At 72.2% G+C, this 14371-nt stretch carries 15 protein-coding genes; 2 read left to right on the top strand and 13 right to left on the bottom strand.

The window, feature by feature from the left end:
* Window positions 1-61: 61 nt before the first annotated feature.
* Genes ACZ4TR_RS07165 through ACZ4TR_RS07135 form a run of 7 tightly spaced genes read right to left on the bottom strand, consistent with a single transcriptional unit; the run spans window position 62 to window position 6192 of the window.
* Window positions 62-625 carry a hypothetical protein gene (locus ACZ4TR_RS07165; RefSeq protein ID WP_465286143.1) on the bottom strand — a complete coding sequence of 188 codons (564 nt, stop codon included), beginning with the start codon at window positions 623-625 and terminating at the stop codon, window positions 62-64.
* Window positions 622-1980 (bottom strand): hypothetical protein, encoded by a 1359-nt coding sequence (locus ACZ4TR_RS07160; RefSeq protein ID WP_465286142.1) that lies wholly within the window; start codon window positions 1978-1980, stop codon window positions 622-624. The genes ACZ4TR_RS07165 and ACZ4TR_RS07160 overlap by 4 nt, the downstream gene beginning before the upstream one ends.
* Complete coding sequence (locus ACZ4TR_RS07155; RefSeq protein WP_465286141.1) at window positions 1980-2783, bottom strand: ABC transporter ATP-binding protein; 804 nt, start codon at window positions 2781-2783, stop codon at window positions 1980-1982. The genes ACZ4TR_RS07160 and ACZ4TR_RS07155 overlap by 1 nt, the downstream gene beginning before the upstream one ends.
* A 9-nt stretch (window positions 2784-2792) precedes the next feature.
* Complete coding sequence (locus ACZ4TR_RS07150) at window positions 2793-3629, bottom strand: zf-HC2 domain-containing protein (RefSeq protein ID WP_465286140.1); 837 nt, start codon at window positions 3627-3629, stop codon at window positions 2793-2795.
* Window positions 3626-4183 carry an RNA polymerase sigma factor gene (locus ACZ4TR_RS07145; protein WP_364523626.1) on the bottom strand — a complete coding sequence of 186 codons (558 nt, stop codon included), beginning with the start codon at window positions 4181-4183 and terminating at the stop codon, window positions 3626-3628. Before ACZ4TR_RS07145 ends, ACZ4TR_RS07150 begins: the two co-directional genes overlap by 4 nt.
* Window positions 4184-4237: 54 nt before the next feature.
* Window positions 4238-5170 (bottom strand): nucleoside triphosphate pyrophosphohydrolase, encoded by a 933-nt coding sequence (locus ACZ4TR_RS07140; protein ID WP_465286139.1) that lies wholly within the window; start codon window positions 5168-5170, stop codon window positions 4238-4240.
* Window positions 5167-6192 carry a hypothetical protein gene (locus tag ACZ4TR_RS07135; protein WP_465286138.1) on the bottom strand — a complete coding sequence of 342 codons (1026 nt, stop codon included), beginning with the start codon at window positions 6190-6192 and terminating at the stop codon, window positions 5167-5169. Before ACZ4TR_RS07135 ends, ACZ4TR_RS07140 begins: the two co-directional genes overlap by 4 nt.
* Before the next feature lie 86 nt (window positions 6193-6278).
* On the opposite strand from ACZ4TR_RS07135, the gene ACZ4TR_RS07130 reads away from it, so the two are divergent.
* A complete protein-coding gene (locus tag ACZ4TR_RS07130; protein WP_364523632.1) occupies window positions 6279-6686 on the top strand; it encodes a hypothetical protein in 408 nt (135 codons plus the stop codon).
* Here the strand turns inward: ACZ4TR_RS07130 and ACZ4TR_RS07125 are convergent.
* The 4 genes from ACZ4TR_RS07125 to ACZ4TR_RS07110 all read right to left on the bottom strand — a co-directional run bounded on the left by ACZ4TR_RS07125 (window position 6670) and on the right by ACZ4TR_RS07110 (window position 12457).
* Window positions 6670-6834 (bottom strand): DUF397 domain-containing protein, encoded by a 165-nt coding sequence (locus ACZ4TR_RS07125; protein WP_465286137.1) that lies wholly within the window; start codon window positions 6832-6834, stop codon window positions 6670-6672. The two genes, ACZ4TR_RS07130 and ACZ4TR_RS07125, sit on opposite strands and share 17 nt — an antisense overlap.
* Window positions 6803-7645, bottom strand: a complete 843-nt coding sequence (locus tag ACZ4TR_RS07120; protein ID WP_465286136.1) for a helix-turn-helix domain-containing protein — start codon at window positions 7643-7645, stop codon at window positions 6803-6805. Before ACZ4TR_RS07120 ends, ACZ4TR_RS07125 begins: the two co-directional genes overlap by 32 nt.
* A gap of 85 nt (window positions 7646-7730) precedes the next feature.
* Window positions 7731-11285 (bottom strand): transcription-repair coupling factor, encoded by a 3555-nt coding sequence (gene mfd / locus ACZ4TR_RS07115; protein ID WP_465286310.1) that lies wholly within the window; start codon window positions 11283-11285, stop codon window positions 7731-7733.
* Window positions 11286-11539: 254 nt separating this feature from the next.
* Window positions 11540-12457 carry an LLM class flavin-dependent oxidoreductase gene (locus tag ACZ4TR_RS07110; protein WP_465286135.1) on the bottom strand — a complete coding sequence of 306 codons (918 nt, stop codon included), beginning with the start codon at window positions 12455-12457 and terminating at the stop codon, window positions 11540-11542.
* A 74-nt stretch (window positions 12458-12531) separates the two neighbouring features.
* On the opposite strand from ACZ4TR_RS07110, the gene ACZ4TR_RS07105 reads away from it, so the two are divergent.
* Window positions 12532-13305, top strand: coding sequence for an MmyB family transcriptional regulator (locus ACZ4TR_RS07105; RefSeq protein ID WP_465286134.1), 774 nt, complete (start codon window positions 12532-12534; stop codon window positions 13303-13305).
* Here the strand turns inward: ACZ4TR_RS07105 and ACZ4TR_RS07100 are convergent.
* Window positions 13281-13772, bottom strand: coding sequence for a DedA family protein (locus tag ACZ4TR_RS07100; protein ID WP_465286133.1), 492 nt, complete (start codon window positions 13770-13772; stop codon window positions 13281-13283). The two genes, ACZ4TR_RS07105 and ACZ4TR_RS07100, sit on opposite strands and share 25 nt — an antisense overlap.
* A complete protein-coding gene (locus tag ACZ4TR_RS07095; RefSeq protein ID WP_465286132.1) occupies window positions 13744-14340 on the bottom strand; it encodes a class I SAM-dependent methyltransferase in 597 nt (198 codons plus the stop codon). Before ACZ4TR_RS07095 ends, ACZ4TR_RS07100 begins: the two co-directional genes overlap by 29 nt.
* Window positions 14341-14371 lie beyond the last annotated feature (31 nt).

The following is a 14371-nucleotide window of genomic DNA, read 5'->3' as shown; positions in this document are numbered from 1 at the left end:
TCCGGCGGCCGCCACGGGAGCCTGGGGGTCCCCCGTGGCGGCCTCGCCGGATGGCTTGATGTCAGCGGCGACCGCCCCTCGCCGTGTAGGCCGCTGTCCCCCCGACCGCCAGGACCATCGCCGTCCACGTCGCCGCCGCCGTCCCCGCCGGCTGCAGCATCCAGGCCACGACGTGGCTCGTCGTCGAGCCGTCGTCCTGGACGAAAGGGGTGGTGGCCGCCCAGGCGAGCGGGAGCGTCCAGCCGTACTGGCCGCCCGCGACCGTTGCCGCCAGGCCGGCCAGGCCCAGCAACCCGGCCGCATCGCGCAGGATGATCGACAAGTCGACAGTCAGCGCGCCCAGCTCTTGGACCGCCAGCACCGCGCCCCCGGCCGTCAGGCCGATCAGGGCCAGGTGCGCGAACCGGCGGACCGGCCACGGGAGCGCCGCGGTGCGGTCCATGTCCGGGTCCTGGCCGCTGAGGCCGATCGCCGCCACCGCGATGCCCGACGTCAGCGTCAGCATGACCGCGATCGGGGACCACGAGTCGCGCGCCAGGAACCACACGCCCGCCGTGGCCACCAGCAAGGCCGCGAACGCCGCCGGGGCCTGCCGCGACCGCGCGTAGAGCGCCGCCCACCTCATCGCATGGCCCCCGGCACCAGCGTGTCGATCGGGTCGCCCTGGCAGGTCAGCAGCATCCGGCGCAGCGCGACGATCCGCGAAAACTGGACCTCGGCCGGCAGCGCGCGGAACTTCGCCCACGCATCGTCGACCGGACCGGCTTGGCGGCCGAGCCACTTCGCGCCGTACTCGGGCAGCAGCTTCAGCTCGCCGGTGAAGTACGCCGCCGCGATCATGCGGCCGCCCACGTCGGCCAGGTCGCCGTAGCTCGGCGGCAAGCACGTGGGCAGCCCGGCCCCGGACAGCACCGCGAGCCGCAGCTCGTGCGCGTCCGCCGTGAGCAGGTTGTCGTCGCGTTGGAAGTCGAGGTAGACGACACCGGGATCGCGGGTGGGCGGGGTGGAGAACGATACCGGCGCGGTCCGCTCTTCGATCCGGGTCGGCGCGCCGGGCAGCTTCGCCAGCATCGCCAGTGCTTCCCGGCCCGGCCCGGCCAGCGCGGCCAGCCTGTCCTCGTGCGCCCGGGTGACGCAGATCGGCCCGTCGCAGAGCTTCTGGGCGGCGACGCCGTCGGGGGCCAGGAGCCCGCCGGCGGAAGCCGGGAAGACCGGCAAGGCGATCGCGGCCCCGGCCACCAGCGGCAGCAGACCGAGCACCCGGGCCCGCACGGAATTCGCCGCCAGCAGCAGGAATCCCGTGGCGGCGAGCCCCACGAACCACGCCGCCTGCCCGAGGTCCACCGCAGCCGCCGTCGTCACCAGCAGGCCCCGGGGTTGCCCGAGGGTCGGCGCGAGCAGCCCGAACCGGCTGTACGGCATCGACAGCACGCCCTCATCGAGCGACGTCCAGGCCACCACCGACCCCACCAGGGTCAGCACGGCCAGCGCGGGCGCGGTCAGCGGGTGCGGCAGCAGCCGCCCGACCGCCAGGCCCGCCCAGCTCCCCGCCACGACGGCGAGCAGCCCGACGAGCACCACCGGCACGAAGCTCGCCGACACGAACCCGCCGTGCCCGAGCACTTCCACCAGGCCGACGCCGAACACCAGCAGGAACCCGAGCGCGCTCAGCGCCCCCACCGCACCCGCCAGCCGGATCGCCCGGTGCCGGCCCGGTCGCGAGGTCGTGGACAGCAGCTCGACCATGCCGGAGCGGCTGTCGCGCATCCCCTGGATCGCCCCGGCGCCGACGGAGATCGGCCACAGGAACACCAGCATGAACCGCAGCCACAAGGCGGTGGTCGTCGTGTTCCCCGTCCACGGCGCGGGCGCGTGCCACCACGGCCCGGTCAGCAGGAACAGGAGGCCGAGCGCCACCACGAGCAGTGCCAGCCCGGCCCAGGGCGCGATCGAGCGCCGGAGTTCGGTGCGCAGGATCATCACCAGGCCCCCTTGCCCGGCTCGTGGTTCAGCAGTGCCGAGTAGCCCCGCTCGATCGGGCTGTCGCCCACGTGCTCCGCGGTGCCGGCCGCGGCCAGCGCCTCCGGCGTCCCCTGGAACACCAGCTTGCCCTGGTCGAACAGGACGACGTCGGAGCACGCGGTGCCCACGTCCTCGACCAGGTGCGTCGAGATCAGCACGCACGAGTCCGTGCCGAGCTCCTGCACCAGCTCGCGGAACCGCACGCGCTGCGCCGGGTCGAGCCCGGCGGTCGGCTCGTCCAGCAGCAGGATGTCCGGGTCGTTGACGATCGCCTGCGCGATCCCGACCCGCCGGACCATGCCGCCCGACAGCGTCTTCATCCGGTCGTCCGCGCGGTCGGCGAGCCCCACCCGCTCGACCGCGCGCTGCACCGCACCCGGGATGTCCTCTTTGGACACCTCCTTGAGCCACGCGATGTACTCGACGAACTCCCGGACGGTGAACCGCTTGTAGAACCCGAAGTTCTGCGGCAGGTAGCCGATCCGCCGGCGCAGGCCGCGCTGCCCGGTGTGCCCCCCGGCCGGCGCACCGAGCAGCGACAGCCTGCCTTCCGCCGGCCGGAGCACCGTCGCCAGCGCCCGGATCAGCGTCGTCTTGCCCGCGCCGTTGGGCCCCAGCAGGCCGTGCACCCCCTTGCCGAGTGACAGGTCCACCCCGTTCACGGCCATCTTCTTCCGCCCGACCCGCACCTTCAGCCCTTCGGCCTGGATCTCCCAGGCGTAGGTCGTCGGTGCGACCTCGGCGGCTTCCACTGCCCGCATGTTCCCTCCCTAGTTGCGCGCACCGAGCCGGGTGAACGCGCCCTTGTGCAGGGCGACGGCCACCGACGTCAGTGCGAAGATCCCCGCCCACGCCGGCAACGCACCGGTGCTGAGCGCAAACGTTTGCTCGTGGATCGCCACGGTGGGCAGCAGCAGTCCCGCGGCCCACACCGCGACCAGCGCGTACGCCGCCCGGGTGACCCCGATCAGGCCCCCCAGCGCGAGCGTCCCCGTGGTGAAGGCCAGGCTCGGCAGCAGCCAGAGCGCGACGGCCGTGCCGGTCAGCCAGCCGGCGACCCCGAGCACCGGCAGGACGACGACGAGCACCGCCAGCGTCCGCCGCGCGATGAGGTACAGCCCGGCCCGCGGGGTCGCGACGACGACTTCGTACGCCGGATCCAGCCCCCGCGCCCACGCCGCGGCGACGCCCATCACCGGCAGCACCGGCGCGAAGAGCTGCACCGCCGTCACCTCCAGCATCGAGCTCCCGAGCTGGTCGAACGCCACCGCGAGCAGCGTGACCAGCACGATCATCCCCAGCCACGGCAGCATCACCGGGGTGACCCACGTGTCGAGCCACCGCCGGCGGGGCCGGTACCGGACCTTCGCCCGGGGCGGCACGGACGGCGCGGGCGGCCCGTGGAACGGAACGCCCGACAGCTCGATCTCGACGCCGAGCCGGTTCCAGACGACGTCCACCACCGGCTGGACGGGCGCCACCTCGGCGAGCCGCGCCCGGCACACCCGGCACGTCTCGAGGTGCGCTTCCAGACCCCACAACCGGTCGGCCGGGAGGCCGTTGCCCGCCACGTACTCGGCGATGAGATCGTCCGACGCATGGGTCATGACAGGGCCTCCTTCATCGCGAACCGCGCCCGGCGAGCGCGGGTCTTGACGGTTCCTTCCGGCAGCCCGAGCAGGACGGCGGTCTCCCGGACGGTCAGCCCGTCGAGCACCATCGCCTGCAGCACCGCGCGCAGCTCGGGGGCGAGGTCGCGCAGCGCGTCACCGACCTCGTCACCGATCGCCGCCGCCAAGGCCACGTCCTCCGCCGCCGGCACGGGCGCGACGTCGAGCGCCACCTCGGCGGGCACCTCGGCGTGGTGCGCCCGGCGCCGGAACGCGTCGACCAGCCGCCGCGCGGCGATCGTCCACAGCCAGCCGACCGCGGTCCCGCCGGTCGCGGCCCCCGCGAACGACGGCGCCGCGCGCCACACGGCCAGGTACGCCTCCTGCATGACCTCGGCGACGATCTGCTCGTCGGCGCACCGGCGGCGCAGGCGCACGGCGAGCCAGGGCGACGTGCGGCGGTAGAGCTCCTCGAACGCCGCGCGGTCGCCCTTGGCCGTGCGCCGGACGAGGTGCTCCTCGTCGGCGTCCTCCAGTGGCAGTTTCCTCACACCAGGCAAGACGCCGGATCGCCCGGAACGGTTCTCACACGATTGTGTGCTGCGTCACACCGAGGGGGCGGGCCAGAACTTCCGCCAGCCGTCGGCCTCCAGGGTCGTCGGCTCCAGCCCGGCGTCGCGCGCGGCCTGCTCGGCGGCCCGGACGTCGTTCGCGAACTGCTTCGCCAGCGCCCGCAGCTCGCCCTCGGGGTCGACGCCCGCGCGCCGCGCCGTCGCCGCGATGCGGAACAGCTGGGCGGCGGCTCCGGTGCCCGCCGGGAAGAGGTCGAGCGGGATGCCCGCGCGGCCGGAACGCTGCCCGAGCTTGCCGGCCAGCGCCACCGCGGGCTGGCCGAGCGCCACGCCGTCCACAATGGACTTGCGCTGCTTCTCCTGCTGCTTGAGCTCTTCCCACTTGAGGTTCTGGTGCTCGACGGTGTGCACCCGGTCGGCGTCGGCGAAGACGTGCGGGTGCCGGCCGACCAGCTTCGCGACCAGGTCGGCGGCGACCTCGTCGATGCCGAACGGCTCGGCGGCGTCCTCCGCCGCGACCCGCGCGTGGAAGAGCACCTGGAGCAGGACGTCGCCGAGCTCCTCGCGCAGCGCCTCGCGGTCGCCGGATTCGATGGCGTCGAGCAGCTCGTAGGTCTCCTCGACCAGGTACTGCCGGAGCGAATCGTGCGTCTGGGCCGCGTCCCACGGGCAGCCGCCCGGCGAGCGGAGCCGGTCCATCACCTCGGCGGCCTCGACCAGCGGCGGCGCCGGCGTCTCGATGACCTCCGCGCCGGTCGCGATGAGCAGCGACGCCGCGGGCTCGTTCCGGGACCCGGCGAGCAGCACGACGTCCACCAGCGACGGCGCCTCGGTGATGGCCGGGACCCCGAACACGCTCGCGTCGAGGTCCGTGGCCGCGTACACCGCGGTGGCGTCACGCAGGATCTTCAGCGCCGCGGCGGGCAGGGTCGCCCCGCGGACGACTACGACGACGCCCGTGCTCACTGCTGTGTACGGCCGGGGCCCCCGAAGGGCAGCAGGAGGGCCGGGGTGGCGTCCAGGTTCGGCACGACGTCCATGGTGACGACGTCCCACACGCCGTACCGCGGGTTGACGCGCAGGCCGCTCTCCCCGACGTAGGGCTGGAGCAGACGGGTACCGATGGCGGTCAGCTGGTCGTCAGTCGGCTTCTGCGGCTCCCCGTCGGCGGGTACCGCCTGGTCGGTGCCGCGGCTGCGAAGGACGAAGACGTACCAGTCGGGCTTGGCCGGCATCCGCGGCTGGAACGCGATGACGCTGTTCGCCGGAGAGCCGAACAGCACGGTCTCGGCCAGCGCGGGGTACTGGGCGGCACCGAAGACCGACGTGAGGCCGGCGTCGGAGAACCCGTTGGGCCCGGGCTGGCCGGTCTGCTGGGACTGCTGGAGCTCCTGGCCCGCAGCCTGCACGGCGGCCTGGACCTTCGTCGGGTCGGCGGCGAACTGCTTCGCGACGTCGAACGCCCGCGCCCGGGCCTCGGGGTCGTTCGGGTCGCTGACGCCGAAGCCGACGTAGTCCGCGCTGACCGCGAGCTTGGGCAGGAACTTGGCGGCGAGCTGACGCTCCAGGTAGGTGTCGGACGCGCGCTCGCCGCGGTCGCGCACGTTCGCGGCGATCTGCGCGACGGCGAGCTGGTCGCCCTGCCCGGTGTCGGCGACGGGCGCGCCCGGCAGCGTCGCGGCGATCTGCGCGATCTTCGCCTGGTCCGCGACGAGGTTTTCCTTCTTCGCGGCGTAGGTGATGAGCTGGTGCAGCGCCGCCTGCCGGACGATCTCCCGGCCCAGCAGGACGAGCTTGTTCTCACGAGCGAGCTTCTGCGCGTACGGCTGGTCGTGGACGGCCTGGTCGATCATCGACTGCACCCGGTCGAGGCCGAACGACTGGTCACCGAGGATCGTCGCCGCGCCGACCTGGCTGGGGCCCGAGCCACACCCGGCGAGCAGAAGAGCACCGGCAACGGCCGCGACCAGCGCGCGAGGGCGCCCCATGATCCGCATCACAGGCCATACCCTCTCACACCATCGCGGCCGAAACGCAACACCCGTGCGGTGTTGCCGGGCGTAATGTCGGCGACATGGACCACTGGCTGACCATCGAGGTCTTCGATGGCGAGTCCACGGCTTCCTTGTGGCGGCTCGCCCGCGGTGACGCACTCACCGAAGCAGCATTGACGAACGGCGCGGAACAGTGGGTGTGGCACGAACACCGCTGGGGCGTCGTACTGGAGATCGAGTTCAAGTCGGAGCAAAGCCGCGACGCGTTCCGCGCGCTGCCCGTCGTGACGGCGGCGCTGGACGCGGTACCGGATCCGGCCCGGGGGTTGCTCGTGTACCCGGGCCGCGGTGGGGGCGCGGGTTCGCGGATGCCGCGCAGGCCCCGGCCGTTGCCGATGGCCGGCGCCGGGGCGGTTCCGGTGCCCGTGGAGTCGGTGAAGATGGGGCTGGCGGAGGCTTTGCCGCCGATGTTCAGCGAAGTCGGCTAAGCAGTTCACTCCACGTTGCGGCGGAGGCGGTGAGGATGCCGCCTTCGCGATCTTTGGTGTCCCGGATCAGGACTTCCGGGCGATCGAGGGCAATCTCGACACAGTCGCCCTGGCTGCTATGGGTGCTCTTGCGCCATGCTTCCGGCATCTGCTTCTCCGATGAGGTCGGCGATCAACTCCTGTGAGTTTGCCTCACCGAGAGCACGGTCTTCCAGTCCGCGCAGCACCCTCCGGTAGGCCTCGATCTCGTGCGGTTCCTCGAGGAACAGCGATGTGGTCTCGCTTTCGATGCAGACAACCGGCTGGTACGAGCCCGACTCCATCAGCTGGAAGTGCCCGGCCGAGCCAGGATGGCCACCCAAGCTCGCCGGGACGATCCGGATAGCCACGTTCTGCTGGGCGGACAGCCGCACCAACTGCCGGAGCTGGCCACTCATCACGCGTGGATGACCGACCGGGAGACGCAGCACGAATTCATGCAGGAAGAACCGGAACCGCACCCGTGTCCTGGTCAGGATCGCCTGACGTGACAGCCGGGCGAAGAGGTGTTCATCGAGCTTGTCGGGCTCGGGCTGATTGCCCATTCCGAGCGCCAGAGACCGGGCGTAGTCGCCGGTTTGGAGCAGGCCCGGCACCACGTTCGCCTGGAAGACCGAGATGGCGGTGGCGTGTTCTTCGTGGCTGACCAGAGTGCGGATGTCCTCGGAGCGCACGAGCAGTCCCGGCTTACGCATTTCGTCGGCCATGGCCATCAGCTCGCGGTATTCCGCTCCCCTGATCTCCAACGTGGTCAAAAACCTCGCCAGGCGCGCCGGGTCCGGCCTCGTCAACCCGCGGGTCACCGAGGAAACCCACTGCGCGCTGACCTCGAGCTTCCGCGACATCTCACGGACACCCCAGTGCTTCTCCGCCATGCGCTGGAGCAGCCGTTCGCCGAGCTGCCTGCTACGGATGTTCATGCGGCGAACCTAGAAGCACCGAGCGCGAAAACCCTGACGCCACAACGAGAGTTCCCCCGATGTGGCGTCAGGTGTCCGCAGCGCGTTACACGGTGGCGGGCTTCTTCGTCAGCTGGTTCAGCAGCTTCGTGCACCAGTCGAGCAGCTCTTCGTCCCGCAGCGTCGGCGCACCGATGCGGCCGCCGGCCGGGCCTTCCGTGGGCTTCGGGACCGAGACCGTGTTCGTCACGGCCTTGAACGTCGCCTTCGGGTACAGCCGCTTCAACCGGACCATCTGCGAGTCCTGCAGCGGCAGCGGCGCGAACCGGATCGTGTTGCCCTGGACCGCCACCTCCGTCACGCCCGCCTCGCGGCACGTGTGCCGGAACCGCGCCACCGCCAGCAACCGGTTCACCGGCGCCGGCGGCCGGCCGTAGCGGTCGATCAGCTCTTCGCGGACCGCGTCCAGGCCCTCGGTGTCCGGCGCCGCCGCGATCTTGCGGTACGCCTCCAGCCGCAACCTTTCGCCCGGGACGTAGTCGTGCGGGAGGTGGGCGTCGATCGGGAGGTCGACGCGGACGTCGGCCAGCTCCTCGTCCTCCGCCGGCTCCGCGCCCGCGTGGCGCCTGAACGCGTCGACCGCTTCGCCGACCAACCGCACGTACAGGTCGAACCCGACCCCCGCGATGTGCCCGGACTGCTCCGCGCCGAGGATGTTGCCCGCGCCGCGGATCTCCAGGTCCTTCATCGCGACCGCCATGCCCGCACCGAGCTCGGTGTTCTGGGCGATCGTCGCCAGGCGGTCGTGGGCCGTCTCCGTCAGCGGCGCTTCCGGCGGGTACAGGAAGTACGCGTACCCGCGGTCACGGCCACGTCCGACGCGGCCGCGCAGCTGGTGCAGCTGGGCCAGCCCGAGCAGGTCGCCGCGCTCGACCAGCAGCGTGTTCGCGTTCGAGATGTCCAGCCCGGTCTCGACGATCGTGGTGCACACGAGGACGTCGTACTCGTTCTCCCAGAAACCCTGGATGATCTTCTCGAGCTTGTCCTCGTTCATCTGGCCGTGCGCGGTGACGACGCGCGCCTCCGGCACCAGCTCCCGGATGTGCCGCGCCGCCTTCTCGATCGACGAGACGCGGTTGTGGACGTAGAACACCTGGCCGTCTCGCAGCAATTCGCGCCGGATGGCCGCGCCGACCTGCTTGTCGTCGTACGTGCCGACGTAGGTCAGGATCGGGTGCCGGTCTTCCGGCGGGGTGAGGATCGTCGACATCTCGCGGATGCCCGCCAGCGACATCTCCAGCGTGCGCGGGATCGGCGTCGCGGACATCGTCAGCACGTCGACGTGCGTGCGCAGCGCCTTGATGTGCTCCTTGTGCTCGACGCCGAAGCGCTGCTCCTCGTCGACGATCACGAGACCGAGGTCCTTGTAGCGGATTCCGGTCTGCAGCAGGCGGTGCGTGCCGATGACGATGTCGACCTCGCCGCCGGCGAGCTGCTCCAGGATGATGTCCGACTCGGTCTTGTTCGTGAACCGGGACAGGCCCTTGATCGTCACCGGGAACGAGCGCATCCGCTCCTGGAACGTGTTGAGGTGCTGCTGGGCGAGCAGCGTCGTCGGGACGAGGACCGCGACCTGCTTGCCGTCCTGCACCGCCTTGAACGCGGCGCGGACGGCGATCTCCGTCTTGCCGTAGCCGACGTCGCCGCAGATGACGCGGTCCATCGGGACGCCGCGTTCCATGTCGGCCTTGACCTCGTCGATCGCGGCGAGCTGGTCGTTGGTCTCGGTGAACGGGAAGGCGTCTTCCAGCTCGCCCTGCCACGGCGTGTCCGGGCCGAACGCGTGCCCGGGCGCGGCCTGGCGCGCGGCGTAGAGCTGCACGAGCTCGGCGGCGATCTCCTTGACCGCCTTCTTGGCCCTGGCCTTGGTGTTCTTCCAGTCGGAGCCGCCGAGCTTGTTCAGCGTCGGCAGCTCGCCGCCGACGTACTTGGAGACCTCGTCGAGCTGGTCGGTCGGCACGAACAGCCGGTCGCCCGGGTGCCCGCGCTTGGACGAGCCGTACTCCAGCAGCAGGTACTCGCGGGTGGCGCCGGCGACCGTCCGCTGGACCATCTCGACGAACCGGCCGATGCCGTGCTGCTCGTGCACGACGTAGTCGCCGGCCTTCAGCGCCAGCGGGTCGACGGCGTTGCGCCGCCGGGACGGCATCTTGGTGGTGAGGTCCTTTGTGGACGTTCCGGCACCCGAGCCGCGCCCGGTCAGGTCCGACTCGGTGAGCACGACCAGGGCGCGTTCCGGCGAGAGGAAGCCATCCGTCAGGCCGCCGCAGGTGACCGTGACGACGCCCGGGGCCGGCGCGCTCTTCAGGCCGTCGCCGGCCAGCGCGGCCGGGACGTCGGCGGCCGAGAACTGCTCGACCGCGCGAGCCGCGGTGCCGTGCCCGGCGACGACGAGCACCGCCGTGCCGCCCGACGCGATGTGCGCGCGCAGGTCCGCCGTCGCGCGCTCGAGCTCGCCGCGGTAGGCGGGAGCGGCGTCGACCGAGACGCGGTAGACGTCCGGGTCTTCGCTGGTCAGCTGGGTGAGCGTCCACCAGGAGCGCTTGGTGTCCTGGGCGTGGGACGCGATCTCGTCGAGCCCGCGGTAGGCGGACGCGCCGAGGTCGATCGGGGCCTGGCCGCCCGCCGCGGCCGTCGTCCAGGACGCTTCGAGGAACTCCTGGCCGGTGCGGACGAGGTCGGCGGCCCGGGCCCGGATCTTCTCCGGGTCGGCGAGCAGGACGTGGGTGCCGATCGGCATCGCGTCGGTGAGCAGCTCCAGCTCGCCTTCGCAGAGCACCGGGATGAGGGCCTCCATGCCCTCGACCGGGATGCCGTCGGCGAGCTTGGTGAGCATCTCGGCCAGGTGGGCGTCGGCCTCGTACGTCGTCGCCAGCTCCGCGGCCTTCTCCTTGACCGGCGGCGTGAGCAGCAGCTCACGGCACGGCGGCGCGGTGACGCGCGGGATCTCGCCGGGCAGCGACCGCTGGTCGGAGACGGCGAACGCGCGGATCTCGCTGACCTCGTCGCCCCAGAACTCGACGCGGACGGGGTGCTGCGCGGTCGGCCCGAACAGGTCGAGGATGCCGCCGCGGACGGCGAACTCGCCGCGCTTCTCGACCATGTCGACGCGGACGTAGGCCAGCTCGACGAGCCGTTCGAGGAGGCCTTCGAAACTTTGTTCTTCACCCACGACGAGGTCGACCGGGGCGAGCGAGCCGAGGCCGGGGGCCATGGGCTGGATGAGGCTGCGGACGGTCGCGACGACGACGCGCAGCGTGTCGTCCTCGGTCTTGAGCCGGTGCAGCACCTCCAGCCGGCGGCCGACGGTGTCGGCACGCGGGGAGAGCCGCTCGTGCGGGAGGGTCTCCCAGGAGGGGAAGTCGGCGACCCGGTCGCTGCCCAGCAGCGCGCCGAGGGACGCGGTCAGCTCGTCGGCCTCGCGGCCGGTGGCGGTCACGGCGAGGACGGGCCTGGCCGCACCCTCGTCGGCGGCGAGGGCGGCCGCGACGAGCTGCCGGGCGGCGATCGGGCCTTGCAGCTCGAGCAGCGGCGCACCGGCGCGCTCGACCACGCCGCGCAGGGCCGGGTCGGGAAGGGTGGCGGTGAGGAGTCCGGACAGTGGAGCGTCGGTCACGGTCCCAGCCTACGTGCCACCCCCGACAGGTTTCCGATCACGGCTGGTCGCGGGCCGGAGCGCCCCAATGCGGCGTTCGGTGCGTCCCACGCACCCAATGCGGCGTTCGGTGCGCCCCACGCACCCAATGTGGCGTTCGGTGCTCCTCCCATGCCCCCACCGCCACCCTCAACGGAGGCGCTTCGCGCCGCAGTGCTGATTCAACGCACCCAATGCCACATTGGGGCGCTGGCAACCCGTCAACAGCGGAGCAGGTTCGCGACCTCGGCGACCCGGGGCAGCTGCTCGTCGAACACCTTCGGGTCCGTGCTCGCGATCCGCAGCAGCACGTGCTCCGCGCCTTCGTACTCACGAAGGCGCGAAGCCACCTCCGCCGCCGACCCCGTCACCTGCATCTGGATCCCCTGCACGAAGTCCGCGGGCATCCCGTAGTTGCGTTGGCAGTACTCCTCCAGCAGCGCGCGTCCCCGACTGACGTCGTCCTCGACCAGGACCGTCGCGAACAACCCCGGGGTCACCGGGCGCGACGACAGAGCGCGGATCCGGGCCAGGCCGGACACGTAGTCCGCGGGGTCCGGCGGGTAGGGCAGCCAGCCGTCGTACAGCCGGCCCACGCGCTCCAGCGCTCCCGGCGTGTACGCCGCCAGCCACACCGGCGGGCCGCCCGGCCGCGCGGGCGCGGGAAAGGACGGCAGCGAGTCGTAGTGCAGCACCGATCCGTGAAACGAAGCAGAGCCGCTCCACGCGGCCCGCCACAGGCCCACGATGTCGTCGAGGCGAGCCCGCCGCCTGGACCACGGCACCCCCACGAACGCGAACTCCGGCTCGCTGCGCCCGGCGAACCCCGCGCCGACCGCGACCGTGAGGCGGCCGCCGCTGAGCAGGTCGAGTGACAGCAGCTGGTTCGCCGAAAGAACCGGGTCCCGCAACGCCGGGAGCAGCGCGGACGTCCCCAGCGTCACCCGCGAAGTCCGGGCGGCGAAGGCACCCAGCACCGCGAAAGCGTCCAGCGGAGCCCGCGCGAGGGTGTCGCCCACCCAGACCGAGTCGAGGCCGAGCTCTTCGGCGGAGACGGCGACGTCGACCAGCTCGGGCGCGGTCCGCCCGGCGTCGAGGATGGGCTGGTAGGTCGGCACGACCAGGCCGTAGTTCGTCATGCCGCGAGCGTCGCCGAAGCGGGGAATGCCCTCAATTCCCCGCGGGGAATGGCGAGGGCGAGCAGGATGGGACCGTGAACTTCGGAACGGCGCTCAAGGGCTGGCGCACGCGGCGGCACCTCAGCCAGCTCGACCTGGCGTTGCGGGCCGGGACGACGCAGCGGCACGTGAGCTTCATGGAGAGCGGGCGCTCGCTCCCCGGCCGCGGCATGGTGCTGCGCGTCGCCGAGTCGCTCGAACTGCCCCTGCGCGAGCGCAACGGCCTGCTCTTCGCCGCCGGTTTCGCGCCGTCGTACCCCGAGACGCGGCTCGACGACCCGGCGATCAAGCCGGTGCTCGACGGGCTGCGGCGGCTGCTCGACGGCCACCGCCCCTACCCCGCGATCGTCGTCGACCGCTACGGCGTGCTCGTCGCGAAGAACGACGCGTTCTCCCTGCTCATCGAGGATGTCGCGCCGGAGCTCCTCGAAGAACCGGTCGACACGCTGCGGCTCGCGCTACACCCGCGCGGGATGGCGCCGCGCGTGCAGAACCTCGACGACTGGGCCCGGCACATCCTCGAGCGGCTCCGCAACGACCTCGCGCGCACCCCGGACGAGCGGCTCGCCGCGCAGCTCGCCGAGCTGACGGGGTACCTGCCGCCGGAGCGTCCGCCGGGCGAGGGCCACCTCGGGTTCGCCGTGCCCGTACGACTGTCCACTTCGGTCGGTGAGCTCCGGCTGATCACGGCGATCACGACGTTCGCGACCGCCGCCGACGTCACGGTGTCGGAGCTCAAGCTGGAGACGTTCCTGCCCGCGGACGCCGAAACCGCGGAGCGCCTTCACAGCACCAGCGCCGTGAGGTGACCCGCCAGCAGCTCCGCGCTCGCCCACAGCACGGCCGCGCACACGCTGCCGACGGCGAACCGGCGGTACGGCATCGCCGCCGAGCCCGCGACACGCGGCACGAGCGTCCGGGCGCCGGCCAGGCAACGGCCGGCGATCACCGCCGGGACGCCGTAGCGCGCGACCGCCGCTTCGGCGCGGTCCCAGCGGTCCTGGCCGACGCGGCGGGCGAGCCGGGACCGGCGGAGCCGCCGACCTTCCAGGTACGCGAGCTGGTCGCCGAGGACGGCCGCGAGCACGGCCACCGGCAAGGCGAGCCCGAGGTGGAGCGTGCCCCGCTCGGCGAGGAAGCCCATGAGCAGCAACGCCGACAGCGTCGGGAGCACGACTCCGGGCAGCAGCGCGGTTTCCGCCGTGATCAGCACCGCGCAGACGAGGTAGACGACCGGTGCGGGCGCGTCAAGCAGTGGCCGCAGCAGGCTGTCCATGGCTCGCCCTCCCCACCGCGACCGGGAGCGCCGCGCGGTAGACGAACGCGGGCGGCAGGTTCGCCCAGACGACCGAAGTGCGCTCTACGACAGCGAAACGGCTTCGCAGTGAAGCCGCGAAGTGACGCGCGGGTGGCGTCCAGGCCGCGTGGGCGTACGCGAACGTCGTGAACCGGCCGTTCGGGGCGAGCGCGGCCGTGACCGCGTCGAGGATGCGGTGCTGCCGGTCCGCGGTCATCGCCGTCCAGGGCAGGCCCGAGACGACGACGTCGAGGTCGGGCACGTCGAGGTGTTCCGCCGAGCCGGTGACTACGTCGGCCTGTGGAAAGCGTTCCCTGACGGAGGCCGCGAAACGCGGGTTGATCTCGTAAGCGGTCAGGCGTGCTTCGGGGCGAAGCAGCGCGAGGACCGCTTCGGTGAACACGCCGGTGCCCGGACCGAGCTCGGCGACGCGCGACGCGCGTTCCAGGCCGAGGCCCGCGGTCATCGTTTCGGCCAGCCGCGGTGAGCTGGGCGCGATCGCGCCCGTCAGCATCGGGTGGCGGAGGAATTCCCTGGTGATCGACATGATCCCGACGTTAGGAACGGTGCCGGTGGCC

This window comes from Amycolatopsis sp. NPDC028719, from assembly GCF_055565395.1.
The sequence above is the reverse complement of the archived record's forward strand: the minus strand, read 5'-3'. Positions and strand labels throughout refer to the sequence as shown.

Bases quoted from the DNA above. Each gene is read 5' to 3' on its own strand.
- ACZ4TR_RS07100 (WP_465286133.1), bottom strand. From the start codon at position 13,772: ATGGACAGCCTGCTGCGGCCACTGCTTGACGCGCCCGCACCGGTCGTC.
- ACZ4TR_RS07110 (WP_465286135.1), bottom strand. From the start codon at position 12,457: ATGACGAACTACGGCCTGGTCGTGCCGACCTACCAGCCCATCCTCGAC.
- ACZ4TR_RS07160 (WP_465286142.1), bottom strand. From the start codon at position 1,980: ATGATCCTGCGCACCGAACTCCGGCGCTCGATCGCGCCCTGGGCCGGG.
- ACZ4TR_RS07150 (WP_465286140.1), bottom strand. From the start codon at position 3,629: ATGACCCATGCGTCGGACGATCTCATCGCCGAGTACGTGGCGGGCAAC.
- ACZ4TR_RS07125 (WP_465286137.1), bottom strand. From the start codon at position 6,834: ATGCCGGAAGCATGGCGCAAGAGCACCCATAGCAGCCAGGGCGACTGT.
- ACZ4TR_RS07130 (WP_364523632.1), top strand. From the start codon at position 6,279: ATGGACCACTGGCTGACCATCGAGGTCTTCGATGGCGAGTCCACGGCT.
- ACZ4TR_RS07165 (WP_465286143.1), bottom strand. From the start codon at position 625: ATGAGGTGGGCGGCGCTCTACGCGCGGTCGCGGCAGGCCCCGGCGGCG.
- ACZ4TR_RS07095 (WP_465286132.1), bottom strand. From the start codon at position 14,340: ATGTCGATCACCAGGGAATTCCTCCGCCACCCGATGCTGACGGGCGCG.
- ACZ4TR_RS07155 (WP_465286141.1), bottom strand. From the start codon at position 2,783: ATGCGGGCAGTGGAAGCCGCCGAGGTCGCACCGACGACCTACGCCTGG.
- ACZ4TR_RS07135 (WP_465286138.1), bottom strand. From the start codon at position 6,192: ATGGGGCGCCCTCGCGCGCTGGTCGCGGCCGTTGCCGGTGCTCTTCTG.
- ACZ4TR_RS07120 (WP_465286136.1), bottom strand. From the start codon at position 7,645: ATGAACATCCGTAGCAGGCAGCTCGGCGAACGGCTGCTCCAGCGCATG.